We start from the raw sequence: 19,778 nt of genomic DNA on the forward strand, positions 1-19,778 counted from the left end.
CAATTTCTTGCATCTCAAAGGAAACCCCGACGAGGGGGTTTCATATAAGCTCTACTGGCTTAGTTCACTAGCACACTGTTGAGTTCTCAAGCAACACACTCTGAATCCGACCGCTTTATCGGCGGCTAAATCCTCGGCAGTTGTTCCAAGCGATATTCACAAGCTTTTGGTCGAGCATGCCTCAGCCTACGGGTTTAGTCGTAGGGATTCGGCGGCCGCTCGTGGGCCGACGCTGAACATTACCCGGTCCGATCCGCGGTGTCAACCCGCTCGTCCCGGCCTGGCCTCCGGGGCTTGCGGCCCCGGTGTGACCCGGTGTTCCTGGCGACGAAGAGAAGATTACATGCCCCCGAACCGCCCCAGAACAGGGGGGTCACTTAACGACATCGCCGCAGGTCAGAGCGCTTACGGACGGCTACGACGGCAGGGTCGGCAGGAACCTCGGCGGGACCCGCGCCGGAGCCACCCGCGAGAAGTCCGCCGCCAACGCCAGCATCCGGGCGTCGGACCACCGCGCCCCCATGAACGAGATGCCCACGGGAAGGGGTCCGGCAAACCCGGCCGGCACCGTCACGTCCGGGTAGCCCGCCACCGCGGCCGGGGTCGAGGACGGGATCACGTCGTTGTCGCCCACCGCGCAGTCGGTCTTCCACGCCGGCGGGTTGGTCGGCGACGCGATCGCGTCCAGGTGGTACCGGGCCAACGTCTCGTCCAGTGACCGGCGCGCGAGGTCCGAAAGCTCCGCCCGGCCGGCGAGGTAGCCCGGGTCAGACGGCGGCGGCGCGGCCAGTGCCTGCTCGAACAACTCCTGCCCGGCGAAACACGTCTGCTCCAGCGGGTCCGCGCGGTTGTACGCGATCAGCTCGGCCAGGTTCCGCGGGCCGCGCGGGCGGGTCGCCAGGTACGCGTCGATGTCGCGGTGGAACTCCGTCAGCAGCGCCGGGAACTCCAGCTCCCCCAGCCGTGCTTGGTAGGGCAACGTCACCTCGACGACCGTCGCACCCGCCTTGACCAGCGAGTTCCGCGCCGAGGTCATGATCGCGTCGGTCGCCGGGCCGAGGACGGGCAGCCGCCACAGGCCGATTCGCGCGCCGCGCAGGACGCCCGGGCGAAGCAGCTTCGCGTAGTCCGTCGGCTGGGTGCGCGGGTACGTCAGGGTGGCCGGGTCCGCGGGGTCGCGCCCCTGCAGGACCGACAGCGTGAGTGCCACGTCGACGACGTTGCGGGCGATCGGGCCCGCGGTGTCCTGCTCGGCGGAGATCGGCACCACGCCGGTGCGGCTGACCAGGCCGAGGCTGGGTTTGTGGCCGACCGTCGCGGTCATCCCGGCGGGGCACACGATCGAGCCGTCCGTCTCGGACCCGATCGCCACCTGGGCCAGCGACGCCGCGACGCCGGCCGCGGACCCGGCGGACGACCCGCACGGGTTGTAGTCCAGCACGTACGGGTTGTTCGTCTGCCCGCCGACGCCCGACCAACCGGACGTCGGCTTCGCGGCGCGGAAGTTCGCCCATTCGGAGAGGTTCGCCTTGCCGAGGACCACCGCGCCGGCGTCACGCAACCGGGTGATCAGCGTCGCGTCGGCATCCGGGCGGCTGCGCAGGGCCCGCGAGCCGGCCGTCGTCCACTGGTCGCGCGTGTCGACGTTGTCCTTGACCAGCACCGGGATGCCGTCGAGCGGCCCGCGGAGGTGGTGCGCACGACGTCGCGCGTCGCTGGCCGCGGCCTGTCCGAGCGCCGCCGGGTTGAGGGCCAGGACCGCGTTGACCTTACCGTCGATCCGGTGAATCCGGTCGAGGTAAGTGCTGGTCAGGCCCACGGCGGTGAGCCGGCCGGACGCCATCCGCGCCTGCAGCGCCGGGATGTCGGCCGAGTCGAGGTCGAACTTCGGCGGCGACGCCGAAGCGGGCGCGGCGGGGACGAGCACGAGTGCGGCGGCCAGGATCGCGAGGAACACCGGCCGCCGCCCCATCAGAGCACCGGCAGGAGGGTTCGGAGTTCGTACGGGGTGACCGCGCTGCGGTAGTTGTCCCACTCCACGCGCTTGTTCCGGAGGAAGAAGTCGTAGACGTGCTCGCCGAGCGCTTCCGGCAGCAGTTCGGACTTCTCCATCTCGGCCAGTGCTTCTCCCAGGTTCTGCGGTAGCTGTGCGTACCCGGCGGCGCGCCGCTCGGCGTCGCTCAGCTGCCAGATGTTGTCCTCGGCAGGCGGCGGCAGCTCGTAACCCTTCTCGATCCCCTTGAGCCCCGCGGCCAGGATGACCGAGTACGCGAGGTACGGGTTGCACGCCGAGTCCAGGGTACGGATCTCCACCCGCCGGGATGACGCCTTTCCGGGTGAATACATCGGGACGCGGACGAGCGCCGAGCGGTTCGCCCGGCCCCAGGAGACCGTCGTCGGCGCCTCACTGCCGCTGATCAGGCGTTTGTAGGAGTTCACCCACTGGTTGGTGACCGCCGAGATCTCCTTCGCGTGGTGGAGCACCCCGGCGACGAAGGCCTTGCCGGTCTCCGACAGCTCGTGCGGGTCCTCGGCGTCGTAGAAGGCGTTGCGGTCGCCTTCGAACAGGCTGACGTGCGTGTGCATGCCCGAGCCCGGCTGGTCGGTGAACGGCTTGGGCATGAACGTGGCGCGCACGCCCTGGGTCAGCGCGACCTCCTTGACGACGTAACGGAACGTCATCACGTTGTCGGCCATCGTCAGCGCATCGGCGTAACGGAGGTCGATTTCCTGCTGACCCGGTGCCCCTTCGTGGTGGCTGAACTCGACCGAGATGCCCATCGCCTCGAGGGTCTCGATGGCGTGACGGCGGAAGTGCGTCGCCGTGGCGTGGCTGGCCTGGTCGAAGTAGCCGCCGTTGTCGGCGGGCTCGGGTTCGCTACCGTCCTCCGGCATGTTCGAGAGGAGGAAGAACTCGATCTCGGGGTGGACGTAGCAGGTGAAGCCGGCCTCGGCGGCCTTCGACAGCTGGCGGCGCAGCACGTGCCGCGGGTCGGCCCAGGACGGCGAACCGTCCGGCATCGCGATGTCGCAGAACATGCGGGCCGAGTACGGGCCGCCGTCGGGGGTCTCCCAGGGCAGCACCTGGAACGTCGCCGGGTCCGGTTTGGCGACCATGTCCGATTCGTAGACGCGCGCGAAGCCCTCGATGGCCGAGCCGTCGAAGCCGATTCCGTCGTTGAAGGCGCCTTCGAGCTCGGCCGGCGCGACCGCGACGGACTTGAGGAACCCCAGCACATCGGTGAACCAGAGACGAACGAAACGGATGTCGCGCTCCTCGAGCGTGCGGAGCACGAATTCCTGCTGGCGATCCATGGCCGCACCCTAACCACAGCGTGTTAACGGCGTGTTTCACGACGCGCCGACGGTGCCCAAGTCACTTCGCGAGCACCGGAACGGGCTGCTTGGCGCGCGTGATGGCCACCGAAGCGATCGACGCGATGATCGCCAGGACCGCGGCGGAGTACCAGGCCAGGTTGTAGTTGCCGAGCTGGTCGCGGACCAGGCCGGCGGCCGAGGCCGCGAACGCCGCGCCGAGTTGGTGGCAGGCGAACACCCAGCCGAACACGATCGGGCCGGCGTCGCCGAACGCGCGGACGCAGAGCGCGACGGTCGGCGGGACCGTGGCCACCCAGTCGAGGCCGTAGAACAGGATGAACGCCCACATGCTCGGCTGCACGGAGTCGGTGAACAGCTGCGGCAGCAGCGCCAGCGAGAGCCCGCGCAGCGCGTAGTAGACGCCGAGCAGGACCCGCGGGTCGACGCGGTCGGTGAGCCAGCCGGAGAAGATCGTGCCGACGACGTCGAAGACGCCGACCAGCGCCAGCAGGCCCGCCGCGGTCGTCTGCGGCATGCCGTGGTCGTGCGCGGCCGGCACGAAGTGGGTGCCGACCAGGCCGTTGGTCGTCGCGCCGCAGATCGCGAAGCCGACCGCGAGCAGCCAGAACGTCCGGGTGCGGGCGGCCTGGCCCAGCACGGACAGGGCGCGGCGGACCGAGCCGGTCTTCGGCGCCGGGCGCGCGACCTCGGCGTCGGCGGGCGCGCCGTAGGCCGTGGTGCCGACGTCCGCCGGGTGGTCGCGGATCACCAGCAGGACCACCGGGACGACGGCGAGCGCGGCGATCGCGATCACCAGCGACGCCGTGCGCCACCCCGACGTCACCGCCAGGTTTGCGATGAGCGGCAGGAAGATCAGCTGGCCGGTGGCGCCCGCGGCGGTCAGGACGCCGGTGACGACGCCGCGGCGCTGCACGAACCACCGTGTCGCCACCATCGCCGCGAAGCCCATGGCCATCGAGCCGGTGCCCAGCCCGACCAGCACGCCCCAGCAGAGCACGAGCTGCCAGCTCGCGGTCATGAACACCGTGCCGCCCGCGCCGAGGGCGATGACGGTCAACGCCGTCGCCGAGACGCGCCGGATGCCGAAGCGCTCCATCAACGCGGCCGCGAAGGGCGCGAAGAGGCCGAAGAGCACGAGGTTGACCGAGACGGCGGAGCTGATCGTGGTGCGGGACCAGCCGAACTCCTCGTGCAGCGGGTCGATGAGGACACCGGGAGCGGCGCGGAAGCCGGCGGAGGCGAGCAGCGCGACGAAGGCGGCACCGGCGATCAGCCAGGCGCGGTGCAGCTTCGGGGCGGGACGGGTTTCGACAGTCACTCCGGCAGTCTCTCCGCGCGCGCGGGCCGGCGGAAGTGGCCGGAAGGACATCATCCGCAAGGATCAGGCCATCAGTAGGCTTCGGGGATGCGCCGCCTCGCCCTCCTGCTCGTGCTCCTGCTGACGGCCGGGTGCACGGGCTCCCCCGACACGCGAGGCCCCTTCCCGGCGGGCGCCGAGCTGGTCCGCGCGGCGGCGACGTCGTTCGCCTCGGTGCGCAGCGTGCACTTCGCGGCCGGGGTCAACGGCGTGCTCCCGGGCTTCCCGCTCCGCCAGATCGAGGGCGACGCGAGCCTGGACGACGGCGGCCACGCGACCGGCACGGCCGACGTCCAGGACGGCGACGGGCACACCAAGTTCCCCTTCGACGTGCACGACAGCCAGGACCCGCCCTACCGGGTCGACGCGTTCCTCGGCCCGGAAGGCGGGCTGAAGCGGCTGCTCGACGGCGTGACCGACGCCAAGACCGAGGGCCGCGAGAACGTCGACGGCGCGGCCGCGCTGCGGGTCGGCGGCCGGGTGCCCGCCGCCGTCGCGCACGGCGTGCTCGCGCAGGTCGGCGCCGACCTCACCGTCAAGGTGTGGGTGTCCGACAGCGAGCCGCGGCGGTTCGTCCGGCTGTGGGTGCAGATCCCGCCGCCGGACAACCACCTCAGCCCGGTGATGATCGAGCTGTCGCTGACCAAGCAGGCGTAGCTACGGCGTGCAGCGGGTGCCCTCCGGCGGCACGGTGCCGTCGACGAGGTAGTCCGTGCCCGCCTGGTCCACGCACTTCACGCCCTGCAGGAACACCGTGTGCTGGGTGCCTTCGAAGGTGAGCAGCGCACCCTTCAGGCCCTTCGCGAGGTTGACGCCCGCCTGGTACGGCGTCGCCGGGTCGTTGGTCGTCGAGATGACCAGCGTCTTCGCCAGCCCTTCGACGTTCGGCACGTGCGGCTCCGAGGTGTTCGGCACCGGCCAGAACGCGCACGCGTCGCGGGCCGCCGAGGCCGGGCGGCCGTCGTCGAGGAACGGCGCCACCCGCACGTACTGCTCCTGCGCCTTCAGGATGACGGCCGGGTCGGTGACGCGCGGGTCGTCGACGCAGCGGATCGCCGTGAACGCGTCCTGCGTGGTGCCGTACCGGCCGTCGGAGTCGCGCTCGTTGTAGATGTCGGCGAGCTTCTCCAGCGTCGCGCCGCGCTGCTGCTTCAGCTCGTTGAGGCCCGAGTTCAGGGTGTCCCAGAGCGTCTGCTGGTAGAGCGCCTGGATGACGCCGGTGGTCGCGTCCTCGTAGGAGAGCTTGCGGCCGTCGCCGACCGGCACCGGGAAGTCGATCAGCGGCCGGACCAGGTCCTGGAACGCCTTCACCGCGCCGTCCGGGTTCGCGCCGAGCGCGCAGTCCTGCTGGGCCGTGCACCACTTCGCGAACTGCGTGAACGCGGTCCCGAAGCCCTGGCCCTGCGCGACCAGGGACTCGACGGCGTCCTGTTCGGGGTCGACCGCGCCGTCGAGGATCATCGCGCGGACGTTCTTCGGGAACGCCTCGGCGTAGGCCGACCCGATCCGGGTGCCGTAGGAGTAGCCCAGATAGGTCAACTTTTCGTCGCCGAGGACCGAGCGGAGGACGTCCAGGTCCTTCACGACGTCCCGGGTGCCGACGTTGGCGAGCATCCCGGTGCCGTCGTCGGTGCGCTGGGCGCACTTCGCGGCGAAGTCCTTTTCCTGCGCTTCCTGCTTCTGCACACCCGCCGGCGAGCCGTCGGTCTCGCTGTCGTCGGCGCGGTCGGCGTCGCGCTCGGAATCGGTCAGGCAGTGGATGGCCGGCTGGCTCGCGCCGATCCCGCGCGGGTCGAATCCGACCAGGTCGAAGCGTTTTCCGAGGCCGCTGCTCGTGGCCGGCTTGACCAGCCCGGCGGCCGCGACCATGCCCGACGCGCCCGGGCCACCGGGGTTGACCACGAGCGACCCGATCCGGTCACCGGTGGCCTTGCGCCGGAGCAGGCCGAGGGTGATCGTGTCCCCGGCCGGCTTGGCGTAGTCCAGCGGCACGGTCAGGCGCGCGCACTGGACGTCCTTCGCCTGGAACGCCGACCGCGAGTCTTCCGACGTCGCGTAAGGTGCGCAGTCGGCCCAGGTCAGGCTCTGGCCGTAGAACCGCTCCAGCCCCGCGGGCACCGGCCCGGACGGCGGGTGCGACTCGGTCGTCGGGGCCGGCACCGCCGTTCCGGTGGACGTGCAGGCGGCCAGCGGGGCCGCGATCAGCACGGATGTCGCAATTGCGGTGATCCGGCGGCGTCGGATACGACCGGACCTGGCGCTGGGATGAGGGAACACGGTTGGATCGTCCCATCCGGCCGCGGAACTCGAACGCACCACCGTCGCGTTGGGTGGTGGAGGCCGGCCGAGCGAGAGAGAACGGGAGACCAGGGGTGGCAGCACTGATCAGCCGGGTGGGCAAGAAGCTCCGCCGGATCATCCAGCGGCCGGGCAGCGTCGAGCTGACCCGCTACGAAGCTCTGCTGCCCGCGGTCGAGAAGCTCGAACCCGAGCTCGAGAAGCTCTCCGACGAGGAGCTGACCGAGCGGGCGGGCAAGCTCCGCGAGAAGCTGAAGGACACCGCGTTCGGCGACGAGCAGCTGATCGAGGTGTGCGCGCTGGGCCGGGAGGCCGCGCGGCGGGCCCTCGGCGAGCGCGCGTTCGACGTGCAGGTGCTGGGCACGATGGGCCTGCTCACCAAGCACGTCGTCCAGATGGAGACCGGTGAGGGCAAGACCCTCGCGGGCGCGCTGGCCGCGGCCGGGTACGCGATCCGCGGAAAGCGCGTTCACGTCGTCACGGTCAACGACTACCTGGCCCGCCGCGACGCGGAGTGGATGGGCCCGGTGTACGCGCTGCTCGGCGTGTCGGTCGGCTGGGTCCAGCCGTCGCACTCGCGGGAAGAGCGCCGCGAGGCCTACGCCAAGGACGTCACGTACGGCGCGGTGGCCGAGATCGGCTTCGACGTGCTGCGGGACCGGCTGGTGACGTCGGTCGACGACCTCGTCCAGCCCGCGCCCGAGGTCGCGATCGTCGACGAGGCGGACTCGGTGCTCGTCGACGAGGCCCGCGTCCCGCTGGTGATGGCCGGTTCGATCGACCACACCGACGCCGACGAAGAGGTCGCGAAGGTCGTGCGGCGGCTGCGCCTCGGCCTGCACTACGAGACCGACAGCGAGGGCCGCAACGCCTGGCTGACCGACGCCGGCGCGTCCGTCGTCGCGAAGTCGCTCGGCCTGGAGGTCGACGACCTCTACGGCGAGACCGCCTCCGACCGGCTCCCCGCGGTGAACGTCGCCCTGCACGCCCACGCGCTGCTCACCCGCGACGTCGACTACCTGGTCCGCGACGGCAAGGTGCAGCTGATCAACGCCGCCCGCGGCCGCGTCGCCGAGCTGCAGCGCTGGCCGGACGGCCTCCAGGCCGCCGTCGAAGCGAAGGAGCAGGTCACCGCGACCGACCGCGGCGAAATCCTGGACTCGATCACCGTCCAGGCGCTGCTCGCGCGGTACCCGGAGGTCGCGGGCATGACCGGTACCGCGGTCGCCGTCGCCGAGCAGCTGCGCGAGTTCTACGAGCTCGAGGTCGCGGTCATCCCGCCGAACACCCCGAACATCCGCGAGGACCTCGAAGACCGCGTCTTCGCTTCGCCGTCGCAGAAGCTGCGGGCGATCGAGGAGGAGATCCGCACGGTGCACGAGACCGGGCGGCCGATCCTCGTCGGCACCCAGGACGTCGCCGAGTCCGAAGAGCTGGCCGAGAAGCTGGCGAAGGTCGACCTCGAGTGCGTCGTGCTCAACGCGCGCAACGACGCCGAAGAGGCCGCGATCATCGCCGAGGCCGGCAAGAAGGGCGCGGTCACCGTGTCCACGCAGATGGCCGGCCGCGGTACCGACATCCGGCTGGGCGGCACCGACGGCGCCACCCGCGACGAGGTCGTCGAGCTGGGCGGGCTGCACGTCATCGGCACCGCGCGGTACCCGTCGAGCCGCCTCGACGGGCAGCTGCGCGGCCGCTCGGGCCGCCAGGGCGACCCGGGCAGCGCGATCTTCTTCGCGAGCCTGAACGACGAACTCGTGCTGTCGAACGCGCCGGACGTGCCCGAGGGCATCGTCGACGACGAGGAGACCGGCGAGATCACCGACAACGCGGCGCTGCGGCAGCTCAACCACGCCCAGCGCGTCGCCGAAGGTGTCGACCTGGAGATCCACCGCAACACCTGGCGCTACACGCGGCTGATCGAGCGGCAGCGACGTGACCTGCTGGTGCACCGCGACAAGGTGCTTCGCACCGCGTACGCGGCGGAGGTGCTGGAGAAGGCGCACGAGGAGAAGTTCGGCGAGCTGAAGGAGAAGCTCGACGACCAGGACAAGCTGGAGCAGATGTGCCGCGAGGTGCTGCTGTTCCACATCGACCAGCTCTGGTCGGACCACCTCGCGTACCTGACCGACGTCCGCGAAAGCATCCACCTGCGGGCGCTGGCCAGGGAGACGCCGCTGGACGAGTTCCACCGCGCGGCGATCCCCGAGTTCCACAAGATCATCGCGGAGGCCGACTCGCGGGCGGCGAAGACGCTCGAAGAGGCGGAGCTGACGGACGAGGGCATCGACCTCGGCGACGCCGGGGTCCGCAGGGCGAACACGACGTGGACGTACCTCGTGCACGACAACCCGTTCGATTCGGACTTCGAGCAGACCATCAAGAAGGTCCGGAGCATGATCAAGCGCAAGTAGCGGCTCGTGAGTGGTAAGGCGGGTTCTAACCCGCCTTACCACTCACGACCGACGGTTCCCCCACATTCGCTCGGCCTTCCGGGTGGCCGTGGGACAGAATGGCGGCATGCCGCAACTGCGCATCGCGCTCGCCCAGGTCAACCCCACCGTCGGCGACCTCGACGGCAACGCCGACCTGCACGTCGAGTGGACGCGGCGGGCCGCCGAAGCCGGCGCCCACGTCGTCGTCTTCCCCGAGATGTCCCTGACCGGCTACCCCATCGAGGACCTCTCGCTGCGCAAGACCTTCGCCGCCGCCTCGCGGCAGGGCGTCGAGTCGCTGGCGCGCCGCCTCGACGAGGCCGGCTGCGGCGAAGTGCTCACCTACATCGGGTACCTCGACCTCGACGACGTCGGCCCGCGGGACGCCGCCGCCGCGCTCTACCGCGGCGAGGTCGTCGCGCGGCAGTTCAAGCACCACCTGCCCAACTACGGCGTCTTCGACGAGCACCGCTGGTACAAGCCGGGCACCACGCTCGACGTCGTCCGCTTCCACGGGCTCGACATCGGCATGGTCATCTGCGAGGACATCTGGCAGGACGGCGGCCCGATCTCGGCGCTGGGCCGGGCCGGGGTCGACCTCGTCGTGGCGCCGAACGCGTCGCCGTACGAGCGGTCCAAGGACGAGCAGCGGCTGCCGCTCATCGCGCGCCGCGCCGCCGAAGCCGGGGCGCCGCTGGTCTACACCAACCAGGTCGGCGGGCAGGACGACCTCGTCTTCGACGGCGACTCGCTCGTCGTCGGCGCGGACGGCACGCTGGTGGCCCGCGCGCCGCAGTTCGTCGAGCACCTGCTGGTGCTGGACATGGACCTCGCCGCGGGCGGGCACGCCGCCGACGGCGAGCTCGAAGGGCTGCACGTCCGGCGCCGGGTGCTGAGCGCGGACCCGCTGCCCGCTTACCCGGCCTCCGCCGAGCCGATGATCAGCGAACCGCTGTCGGACGAGGCCGAGGTGTGGCACGCGCTGGTCGTCGGGCTGCGGGACTACGTGCACAAAAACGGGTTCTCGTCGGTGATCTTCGGGTTCTCCGGCGGCATCGACTCGGCGGTCTGCGCGGCGCTGGCCGCGGACGCGCTGGGCGGCGACAACGTCTACGGCGTCTCGATGCCGTCGAAGTACTCCTCGGGCCACTCGAAGGACGACGCCGCCGACCTGGCTCAGCGGATCGGCGCGCACTACCGGGTCGAGCCGGTCGAGGACATGGTCCGGGTGTACGTCGACCAGCTGTCCCTGACCGGCCTGGCCGAAGAGAACATCCAGGCGCGGACGCGGGGCATGCTCCTGATGGCACTGTCCAACCTGGACGGTCACCTGGTGCTGGCCACCGGCAACAAGACCGAGCTCGCCGTCGGGTATTCGACGATCTACGGGGACGCGGTCGGCGCGTTCGCCCCGATCAAGGACGTCTTCAAGACGCACGTCTGGCAGCTGGCCCGGTGGCGCAACGCCGAGGCGGCGAAGAACGGCGAGACCCCGCCGATCCCGGAGAACTCGATCACCAAGCCGCCGTCCGCCGAGCTGCGGCCGGGCCAGATGGACACCGACTCGCTCCCGGACTACGCCCTGCTCGACGACATCCTCGACGACTACGTCGAGGGCGACCGCGGGTACGCCGACCTGATCTCGGCGGGCTTCGACCCGGAGACGATCGACCGCGTGGTCCGGATGGTCGACAAGGCCGAGTACAAGCGGCGCCAGTACCCGCCGGGCACGAAGATCACGTTCAAGGCGTTCGGCCGCGACCGGCGGCTGCCGATGACCAACCTGTGGCGCGAGGGCAAGGCCTAGCTCAACGCGACCTGGCGGCCTTCCGGGGTCCGGAGGGCCGCCGTCAGGCTCGCTTTCGCGGCGCGGCGCACCAGGAACTCCAGGTTCAACGCGTCCGTCGCCGTGTGGACGGACGCCGGGTCGGGGTGGGTGGCCGTCACCATCAGGAGCGGGATCGAGGGCAGGCCGCGCGTGGTCGGGTGCGGCGTCGAACCCCAGTCGATGAGGAACGGGTACAGCGTGCCCGGGACGCTCGGCGGGGTCAGGCGCCAGCGCAGCGTTTCGCCGTCGGCGGTTTCGCGGGACATCTCGGTCGCGTCGCCCGGGTCGAAGCCGTGGGCGCGGGCCGCCCCGATCGTCGCGTCGATGTCCGGCGTGCGGACCGCCCACGCGACCAGCGCGGGCTCGGTCAGCTCGTCGATGCCGAACGGCCGGGGCGCTTCGGGATCTGGCTGGTCCGGATCCGGGCCGATCACCTCCAGGTACATGCCCGCGCCGAGGTCGGCGAGGTGGTTGGCCGTGCCGAGGCCGACGTGCCGGCCGCCGGGCGCGGGCGTGACTCCGGTGAGGGCGGCGACCCGCGCGACGGCGTCGGCGAGGTCCGGTCCGGCGTAGACGAGGTGATCGAGCACGGCGCCATCATCCCGCGCCGACGGCCCGCGCCGCATCGACCATCCCGTGGCCGTAGTAGGTGGTTCCTTGCTTCGTGGGCGCGCAGGTGGTGTCCGGGCAGGGCAGCGGCGCCGCCGTGGCGTAGAGAGCGCGCTTGATCCGCTCGGCGCTCCAGTGCGGGTGCTCGCTCGCGATCAGGGCCGCGACGCCGCTCGCGTGCGGCGCGGCCATCGACGTCCCGCTCGCGGACCGGTATTCGCCGTTCGGCCAAGTCGACCAGACGCGCGCGCCGGGCGCGGCGACGCTGATGCGGGACGCCGAGTAGTTGGAGAAGCTCGCTTTGCCGAGCTTCTCGTCGAGCGCGCCGGTGCCGACGACGCCGGGCAGCTCGTGCGGCAGGCGGGTGCAGCTCGGGTCGATCCGGCGCTCCACCGGCGTGCTGTCGGCCGGGCTTTCCTTGTCCACCGATCGGGTGTCCAGGTTGATTCCGGCGTTGCCGGCGGAGGCGACCACGAGGACGTTGCGGCGTTGCGCGTAGGCGACCGCCCGGCCGACGGCGAGCTTCGCCGCGGCCTGGTCCGGCTGGTCGTCGCAGTTGTAGCGCCACGGGATCGAGCGGTAGCTGTTGTTCGCCACCGCGAAGCCGTGTTCGGCGGCCCAGACGAACCCGCAGACCATGCTCTCGGCCGTCTCGGTGTCGTCGAGCTCGGCGAGCTTGACCGCGGCGATCCCGACTCCGGGGGCGACGCCGACGACGCCGGTTCCGTTGCGGGCCGCGGCGATCGTGCCCGCGACGTGCGTGCCGTGGCCGTCGAGCGTGGGGCGCCACGCACCGGGGCCGCGGTCGGGCCGGCCGGACAGGCAGGAGACGGAGTTCCTGCGGTCGAACGCGGCTTTCAGCTCCGGGTGGGTGTCGTCGACGCCGACGTCGAGGACGCCGACGAGGGTGCGCCGGCTGCCGTCGGTGACCCGGTGCGCTTCGGGCAGGTGCAGCGCCGGGACGTCCCACGCCGTCCCCTCCGGCGGGACCTGACCGGAGTTCGGCGAGCCGGGACCGGTGTAGCGGAGGTCCTTGCGGGGCGCGAAGAACTCCTTCGGGATCTTCGCGGTGCGCGTCGCGCCGACGGCGTCGATGCCGGGCGTTCGGCGGACCTTCGCGGCGAAGTCGTCCTTCGCCGTGTACGCGACGACGACGCCGATCTGCGGGTAGCTCGCGACGACCGTGCCGCCGGCCTGCTTGACGACGAGTTCGGCCCAGCCCGTGTGGTGCGCGACGACGACGTGCGGCATCACCAGGGGGTCGGCGGCCGCGGGGGTGGCCTGACCGAGCAGGAGCAGAGCCGTCACCAGGATTGCTCGCCGCACACGTCCTCCTCGAAATCGCCCAAACCGAACTTAGCGATCATTCGGGGCGGGGCGGTACCCCTCTTCGGTCGTAGGCTGGCGGCATGACGACGGGGTTCACGGTGTTCGACACGGCGATCGGGGTGTGCGGGGTCGCGTGGCGCGACGACGTCGTCGTCGGGACGTCCCTGCCCGAGGGCAGTGCTTCGCGGACCCGGGCCTGGCTGGCCCGGCGGTTCCCGGACGCCGTCGAGGGGACGCCGCCGTCGCCGGTGCAGGAGGCGGTGGACGGGATCGTGGCGTTGCTGGGCGGGGCGCGTCAGGACCTGGCTTCGGTGGCGCTGGACTTCTCCGCGGTGCCGGAGTTCAACCGGCGCGCGTACGAGGTGGCGCGGACGATCCCGCCGGGCAAGACGCTGACGTACGGCGACATCGCGCACCGGCTCGGGCAGCCGGGATCGGCGCAGGCCGTCGGGCAGGCGATGGGGCACAACCCGTTCCCGATCATCGTGCCGTGCCACCGGGTGCTGGCGGCGGGCGGGAAGGACGGCGGGTTCTCGGCGCGGGGCGGGGTCGGGACGAAACGCCGGATGCTCGTGATCGAAGGCGCGCTGGCGGACGAGCCGACGCTGTTCTGAGCCGCCGGCCCGTGCGCCGAGGGGCATCACGCGTGACTGGAGAGGCATCACGCGTGACTGAGGGGGCATCACGCGTACCCAGGCGGACGACTCGCGTACCTGGAGGGACGACTCGCGTACCTGGGCGGACGACTCGCGTACCTGGGGGGTCGGTTAGCCGGGGGGTCAGGCTGGTTGGGTTGTTGGGGTCCAGGGCTTCATCCAGGGGGACTCGGGCCAGCCCTCGGCGGCGGCCATCAGGGGGAAGGCCGTGCCGCCGTCGATGTGCTCGCGGATGATGTCCGCGTGGCCCGCGTGGCGGGCCGTCTCCTGGATCAGGTGGAGCAGGACCCAGCGGACCGACCACGCGTCGACGTCCTGGGGGAACCACGGGACGCCCTTCGGGACCGGGACCGGCCGGCCGAGGTCGTCGATGCCCGCGATGACCTCCGCCGTGCGGGCCGCCACCTCGTCGTAGCGGGCCAGCAGGCCGTCCAGGGTCTCGTCCGGGCCCATCCGGTGCGCCGCTTCGTACTCCGCCACGCCCTCCGCGAACGGCTTCTGCGGCACCTGCTGCACCGTGTCCATCCAGCCGTACTCGGTGCTCGCCACGTGCTTGATCAGCCCGCCCACCGACAGCGTGCTCTTCGTCGAAGCGAGTCTCGCCTGCTCGTCGGTCAATCCGTAGGCCGCCAGCCTGAGCACGTACCGCTGCTGCTCCAGGAAGCTCAGCAGCCCGTCACGCTCGTCGGCCACCGGGCGCACGTTTCCCGCCATGTCATCTCTCCCGCCTAGAGGGTGTGTGCGGCGATCGTGCCACCCGGCACCGACAATTTCGCTACCGGTGCGCGTGGCGGGGCGCCGGCTTCACGAAGGCGTACGCCCCGCCGATGCTGTACAGCGCGGCGCGGACCACCAGCTGGACCCGCGTGAACACGCCCTCGAACGTGTCCAGCTGCCGGGCCAGCACCACGGCCAGCCAGGTCGCCAGCACCACCACCAGCCCGGCGACCGCGAGCGCGCGCCAGCCGGGCGGCCACCACAGGATCAGGCTGATCACCCCGCCGACGAGGACGAGGCTGAGCAGCGCCGACCACACGTCGCTGCGCTCGGGATAGGCGGCCTGGAGCAGCACGCCGAGGCCGAACGCGCTCACCGAGATCGAGCTGAGCCGCGCCGACCACTGGACCGGGCCGAGCCGGTGCAGCGGGGGCCCGGCGAGCAGGAACGCCACGCCCGAGATCGCGAGCAGGATCCGGAACACCGGCGGCCCGAAGAGCAGCGCCTCAGCCGGGTCTCGCACCGGGGAGACGCCCGTGGGCAGGACGAATTCCAGCAGCCAGCCCGAATACGAGAGGACGGCCACCCCTATCAGAAGGGCCGAGGCGATCCGAGCCGTGCGCACGAGGCACACAGTAAGCGACCTCCCCGGCCCCGGCCGAGTCACCGTGACCAGGTCGACCGATCCGTTATGCCTGCGGACGGACGAAGGGGAACAGGACTGTCTGGCGGATGGAGGCACCCGTGAGCATCATGAGCAGCCGGTCGACGCCCAGGCCGAGGCCGCCGGTGGGCGGCATTCCGTGCTCCAGGGCCAGCAGGAAGTCCTCGTCCAGTTCCATCGCCTCGACGTCGCCGCTGGCCGCGCGCAGCGACTGCGCCTCCAGCCGGCGCCGCTGTTCGATCGGGTCGGTCAGCTCGGTGTAGGCCGTGCCGACCTCGGAGCCGAACGCGATCAGGTCCCAGCGCTCGGCCAGCCGCGGGTCCGCGCGGTGCTGGCGGGTCAGCGGCGAGACGTCGGTCGGGTAGTCGGTGTAGAACGTCGGCAGCACGGTCGCGCCCTCGACGAGGTGCTCGAACGCCTTGAGCACCAGGTCGCCGTGGCTCGGGTCCTCCCCCACCGGCACGCCCGCGGCGGCGCACAGCCGGCGCAGGTCGGCCACCGGCGTCCCGGAATCGATCTGCTCGCCGAACACCGCCGAAACGGCTTCGTGCACCGGGACCACCGGCCAGTCGCCCGAGATGTCGTGCTCGACGACCTTGCCGTCGGCGTCGGGCCTTCGCACGACCTGGCCGCCGTACGCCGCTTCGGCCGCGTGCTGGACGAGCTCGCGGGTCAGCACCCGCATCGTGTCGTAGTCCGCATACGCCTGGTACGCCTCGAGCATCGTGAACTCGGGGTTGTGCGTCGCGTCCACGCCTTCGTTGCGGAAGTTGCGGTTGAGCTCGAAGACGCGCTCGACGCCGGCCACGCACAGCCGCTTGAGGTACAACTCGGGCGCGATCCGCAGGTACATCCGCATGTCGTAGGCGTTGATGTGGGTGACGAACGGCCGGGCGTTCGCGCCACCGTGGACGGTCTGCAGCATCGGCGTCTCGACCTCGAGGTAGTCGGCGTGGTGCAGCCGGTCGCGGACCGCGCGGACCACCGTGGACCGCAGCCGCAGCATGTTCGTCGAGTCCGGGTTGACCGCCAGGTCGAGGTAGCGCTGCCGGACCCGCGTCTCCGGGTCGGTGAGGCCCTTCCGCTTGTCGGGCAACGGGTGCAGGCACTTCGCGGTGACCGTCCACTCGTCCACGAGCACCGAGAGCTCGCCCCGCTTCGACGTCACGACCTGGCCACTGACGCCGACGTGGTCGCCGAGGTCGACGCCGGTCCGCCAGCCGGCGAGGTCGAGTTCGCCCGCCTCGAGCATCAGCTGGATCTCGCCGCTGAAGTCCTTGATGCGCGCGAAGCACAGGCCGCCGAGGACGCGCAGGTTCAGCACGCGCCCGGCGATCCGGACGCGGTGCCCGGTGGCGGTGTCCGGGGTCAGCGCGCCGAACTTCGCCACGACGTCGCCGATGTGGTCGTCGCGCCGGAACCCGACCGGGTACGGGTCGATGCCGGCCTCGCGCAGCTTGCCGAGCTTGGCGATGCGGACGCGGACCTGCTCGGGCCGCCGCACCGCCTTCGGCGCCGGGGCCGCCGCCGACTCCTCGATTTCCCGGACGCGGGCGACGAAGTCCTCGCCGACCGTCTCCAGCCGCAGCGACCGCGACCGTCCGGTCGGGACGAACCCTTCGAGCGCGCCCGCGACGATGCCGACCCGCGGCAGCCGCCGGGCCGAGGAGTAGCAGAGGAACCGCGGCTCCCAGTCCGGCCCGTACTTGGCGTTGGACCGGTACAGCGACTCCAGCTGGAAGAACCGCGAGAACACGCTCAGGATGCCGCGCCAGGCCCGCAGCACCGGGCCGGCGCCGATCCGCTCGCCCTCGGAGAACACCGCGCGGAACATCGCGAAGTTGAGCGAGATCCGCTGGGCGCCCAGGTGCTGCGCGGCCGCGACGACCTCGGCGATCATGTACTCGTTGAGGCCGTTCTCGGCGTCGCGGTCGCGGCGCATGAGGTCCAGCGACAGCCCGCGGCGGCCCCAGGGGACGAACGACAGCAGCCCGCGCAGCTCGCCGTGGGCGTCGTACGCCTCGACCATCACGCTGCGGCCGTCGCTGGCGTCGCCGAGCCGGCCCAGCGCCATCGAGAACCCGCGTTCGGTCTCCGCGCCGCGCCAGGCCTGCGCCCGCCAGAGCAGCTCGGTCATCTCGGCCGCGGGGATCTCGCCGTGACGGCGGACCCGCGAGGTGTACCCGGCCCGTTCGATGCGCTTGACGGCCTGGCGCACCGAGCGCCGCTCCGGGCCGGCCAGGCTGAACTCGCGGACGTCGAGGACCGCTTCGTCGCCGATTTCCAGGGCGCGCAGCCCGGCGTCGGTGTACACCTTCGCGCCGCGTTCGCTCGCCCCGAGCACGCCCGGTGTCCAGCCGTACGTGCGCGTCTCGTCGAGCCACGCGCGGACCGCGTCGGGCCACGCCTCCGGGTCGCCGACCGGGTCGGCGCTGGCGACGCTGGTGCCGCCGAGGACGCGGTAGGTGACCGCCGCGCGGCCGTTCGGCGCGAAGACGACGCTCTTGTCACGCCGGGTCGCGAAGTAGCCGAGGGAGTCGTCCTCGCCGTGGTCGGCGAGCAGGCGGCGCAGGCGGAGCTCCTCGTCGTCCGTACGCAGGCCGCGGCTGCGTACGCCGCGGAAGAGCATGTACAGCGCTCCGGTGGCGACCGCGGTCGCGCTGAGGTCGAGGAAGACGTCGAGCCAGCCCGGCCCCTCGCCGACACCGATCCGGCGCAGCTGCAGGTTCTCGCCGGTGGCGTGGTTGACGACCCAGGCGAACCGCTCCCACGAGTCGCCGAGGTGGCCCGGGAACGCCTCCGCCAGCCCCCAGCCGACCAGGATGACCACGGCGAAGCCGCCGAACAGCATGGTCAGGCCGTCGCGCCAGGCGCTCGGCGCGAGCCGGGCCGGGAAGGCCGGGCGCAGCGCGAGGAGGAACACGATCAGGCCCACCGACAGCACGTCGGCCGCGGTGAGGGCCCACAGCTGGACCGGGATGTGCCGCACCTGCTTCGACCCGAGCGAGAGCAGCTCGGGCGACCACAGCAGCGTCGCCTGCAGGGCCAGGGTGATCAGCAGCCCGCCGACCTGGAACAGCACCAGCGTGTACAGCGCCGCCTTCTTGCGCCGCCGCAGGGCGCCGCCCAGGACGACCAGCAGCAGGACCATGACCAGGCTCGCGCTGGTCGGCACGCTGAGGGCGGAGAACGCCATGTCGATGCCGTTGAGGAGGCGGCCGTGCGCGCCGTTGGTGAACAGCAGGATCACCGAGAACACGGCGGCCAGCTGGACCACGGTCGCGACGATGCCGCCGGCCTTCGCCTTCCAGACGGGAAGGCGCGGACGCGAGCTCGCGAGGTTTCCCATGGGTGCTTTCGTCGCCTTTCGCGGCCGTTCGGTGGTCATGCCCTCTTCTTGACGTAAGTGAACCCGGATTGGTTGTCCCCGGACATCAACCTCAAGGCTGACGGCCCATGGTCCTCGGGGGTGTGAAGCTGGTCGCAGGCGGTTGGGGCCGGTACGGGGGCGTGTCACTCTGTGAGACGCCTCTGTTCCACGACCCGGGGACCTCACCGAGGCCTCGAGGGAAGGACGGTCGACGACGATGTCTGCCAGCGCCGAAGAACCCGCCCCCTACGGCACCGGACCCGCCGCCAAGCCGGCCGCGGGCCGGAAGGTCCGTGTCCACCACCTGCGTGAGCTCAAGGAACGCGGCGAACCGTGGCCCATGCTCACCGCCTACGACATGTACACCGCCGCCCTGTTCGACGAGGCCGGGATCCCCGTGCTGCTCGTCGGCGACTCCGCGGCCAACAACGTGTTCGGCTACGACACCTCGCTGCCGGTGACGGTCGACGAGCTGCTGCCGCTGGTCCGGGCGGTCACCCGGTCGGTCAAACGCGCGCTCGTGGTCGCCGACCTGCCCTTCGGCTCCTACCAGCTCTCGCCGCAGCAAGCGCTGGAAACCTCGGTCCGGTTCATGAAAGAGGGCCGCGCGCACGCCGTCAAGCTCGAAGGCGGCCGCCGGTTCGCCGCGCACGTCGAGGCGCTGACCTCGGCCGGCGTGCCGGTGATGGGCCACATCGGGTTCACCCCGCAGAGTGAACACAACCTCGGCGGCTACCGGGTGCAGGGGCGCGGCGAAGCGGCGGACGTGCTGCTCGCCGACGCGCTGGCGCTGCAGGAGGCCGGGGCGTTCGCGGTGGTGATGGAGATGGTGCCCGCCGAAGCGGCCAAGCGCGTCACCGCGGAGCTGAAGATCCCGACGGTCGGCATCGGCGCCGGCCCGGACTGCGACGCGCAGGTGCTCGTCTGGCAGGACATGGCCGGGCTGCGGCGCGGCAAGGCACCGCGGTTCGTCAAGCGCTACGCCGACGTCGCCACGGTGCTGCAGAACGCGGCGACGGCGTTCGCCGAGGACGTCCGGCGCGGGGAGTTCCCGGCGCCGGAGCACGCGTTCCACGACTAGGAGCTGTCCTGTAAGTCATCGGAGCCAGAGGACGATGGCGGCGATGGTGAGTTCGGCCTGGTAGTAGGCGGCGCGTTTGGCGTAGCGGGTGGCCA

General features: G+C 71.5%; 14 protein-coding genes. 5 read left to right on the forward strand and 9 right to left on the reverse strand.

Going from position 1 to position 19,778, the window contains the following annotated elements:
- Nucleotides 1-415: 415 nt before the first annotated feature.
- The 3 genes from OO60_RS44095 to OO60_RS44105 all read right to left on the reverse strand — a co-directional run bounded on the left by OO60_RS44095 (nt 416) and on the right by OO60_RS44105 (nt 4,657).
- A complete protein-coding gene (locus OO60_RS44095) occupies nt 416-1,972 on the reverse strand; it encodes an amidase (protein WP_003098219.1) in 1,557 nt (518 codons plus the stop codon).
- Nucleotides 1,972-3,315: a type I glutamate--ammonia ligase gene (gene glnA / locus OO60_RS44100; protein WP_003098222.1), complete on the reverse strand. Its 1,344-nt coding sequence runs from the start codon at nt 3,313-3,315 to the stop codon at nt 1,972-1,974. Before glnA ends, OO60_RS44095 begins: the two co-directional genes overlap by 1 nt.
- A gap of 61 nt (nt 3,316-3,376) precedes the next feature.
- Nucleotides 3,377-4,657, reverse strand: coding sequence for an MFS transporter (locus tag OO60_RS44105; RefSeq protein WP_003098224.1), 1,281 nt, complete (start codon nt 4,655-4,657; stop codon nt 3,377-3,379).
- Between the two features lie 87 nt (nt 4,658-4,744).
- Here OO60_RS44105 and OO60_RS44110 point away from each other — a divergent pair, with 87 nt between their 5' ends.
- Nucleotides 4,745-5,353, forward strand: coding sequence for an LppX_LprAFG lipoprotein (locus OO60_RS44110; protein ID WP_003098228.1), 609 nt, complete (start codon nt 4,745-4,747; stop codon nt 5,351-5,353).
- On the opposite strand, the gene OO60_RS44115 is transcribed toward OO60_RS44110, so the two are convergent.
- Nucleotides 5,354-6,904, reverse strand: coding sequence for an alpha/beta hydrolase (locus OO60_RS44115; RefSeq protein WP_003098231.1), 1,551 nt, complete (start codon nt 6,902-6,904; stop codon nt 5,354-5,356).
- Between the two features lie 164 nt (nt 6,905-7,068).
- Between OO60_RS44115 and secA2 the strand changes: the two genes are divergently transcribed.
- Both secA2 and OO60_RS44125 read left to right on the forward strand, forming a co-directional pair.
- Nucleotides 7,069-9,408: an accessory Sec system translocase SecA2 gene (gene secA2, locus OO60_RS44120; protein ID WP_003098232.1), complete on the forward strand. Its 2,340-nt coding sequence runs from the start codon at nt 7,069-7,071 to the stop codon at nt 9,406-9,408.
- 106 nt (nt 9,409-9,514) lie between these two features.
- Nucleotides 9,515-11,236, forward strand: coding sequence for an NAD+ synthase (locus OO60_RS44125; RefSeq protein ID WP_003098235.1), 1,722 nt, complete (start codon nt 9,515-9,517; stop codon nt 11,234-11,236).
- Here OO60_RS44125 and OO60_RS44130 read toward each other — a convergent pair.
- Nucleotides 11,233-11,847 carry a VOC family protein gene (locus tag OO60_RS44130; protein WP_033263630.1) on the reverse strand — a complete coding sequence of 205 codons (615 nt, stop codon included), beginning with the start codon at nt 11,845-11,847 and terminating at the stop codon, nt 11,233-11,235. The genes OO60_RS44125 and OO60_RS44130 overlap by 4 nt on opposite strands.
- A 7-nt stretch (nt 11,848-11,854) precedes the next feature.
- Nucleotides 11,855-13,192: a S8 family peptidase gene (locus OO60_RS44135; RefSeq protein ID WP_240490762.1), complete on the reverse strand. Its 1,338-nt coding sequence runs from the start codon at nt 13,190-13,192 to the stop codon at nt 11,855-11,857.
- Between the two features lie 83 nt (nt 13,193-13,275).
- Between OO60_RS44135 and OO60_RS44140 the strand changes: the two genes are divergently transcribed.
- Nucleotides 13,276-13,809: a methylated-DNA--[protein]-cysteine S-methyltransferase gene (locus tag OO60_RS44140; protein WP_003098246.1), complete on the forward strand. Its 534-nt coding sequence runs from the start codon at nt 13,276-13,278 to the stop codon at nt 13,807-13,809.
- Nucleotides 13,810-13,974: 165 nt separating this feature from the next.
- Here OO60_RS44140 and OO60_RS44145 read toward each other — a convergent pair whose 3' ends face one another.
- From OO60_RS44145 to lysX, 3 genes are all read right to left on the reverse strand, one after another.
- Nucleotides 13,975-14,565 (reverse strand): DinB family protein, encoded by a 591-nt coding sequence (locus OO60_RS44145; protein WP_003098249.1) that lies wholly within the window; start codon nt 14,563-14,565, stop codon nt 13,975-13,977.
- Nucleotides 14,566-14,626: 61 nt separating this feature from the next.
- Complete coding sequence (locus OO60_RS44150) at nt 14,627-15,193, reverse strand: hypothetical protein (RefSeq protein WP_240490763.1); 567 nt, start codon at nt 15,191-15,193, stop codon at nt 14,627-14,629.
- A 64-nt stretch (nt 15,194-15,257) separates the two neighbouring features.
- A complete protein-coding gene (lysX, locus tag OO60_RS44155) occupies nt 15,258-18,581 on the reverse strand; it encodes a bifunctional lysylphosphatidylglycerol synthetase/lysine--tRNA ligase LysX (RefSeq protein WP_003098254.1) in 3,324 nt (1,107 codons plus the stop codon).
- 238 nt (nt 18,582-18,819) lie between these two features.
- On the opposite strand from lysX, the gene panB reads away from it, so the two are divergent.
- Complete coding sequence (gene panB, locus OO60_RS44160) at nt 18,820-19,683, forward strand: 3-methyl-2-oxobutanoate hydroxymethyltransferase (RefSeq protein WP_003098256.1); 864 nt, start codon at nt 18,820-18,822, stop codon at nt 19,681-19,683.
- Nucleotides 19,684-19,778: the final 95 nt, after the last annotated feature.

Source organism: Amycolatopsis vancoresmycina, from assembly GCF_000716785.1.
In the GTDB taxonomy this organism is placed as follows: domain Bacteria; phylum Actinomycetota; class Actinomycetes; order Mycobacteriales; family Pseudonocardiaceae; genus Amycolatopsis; species Amycolatopsis vancoresmycina.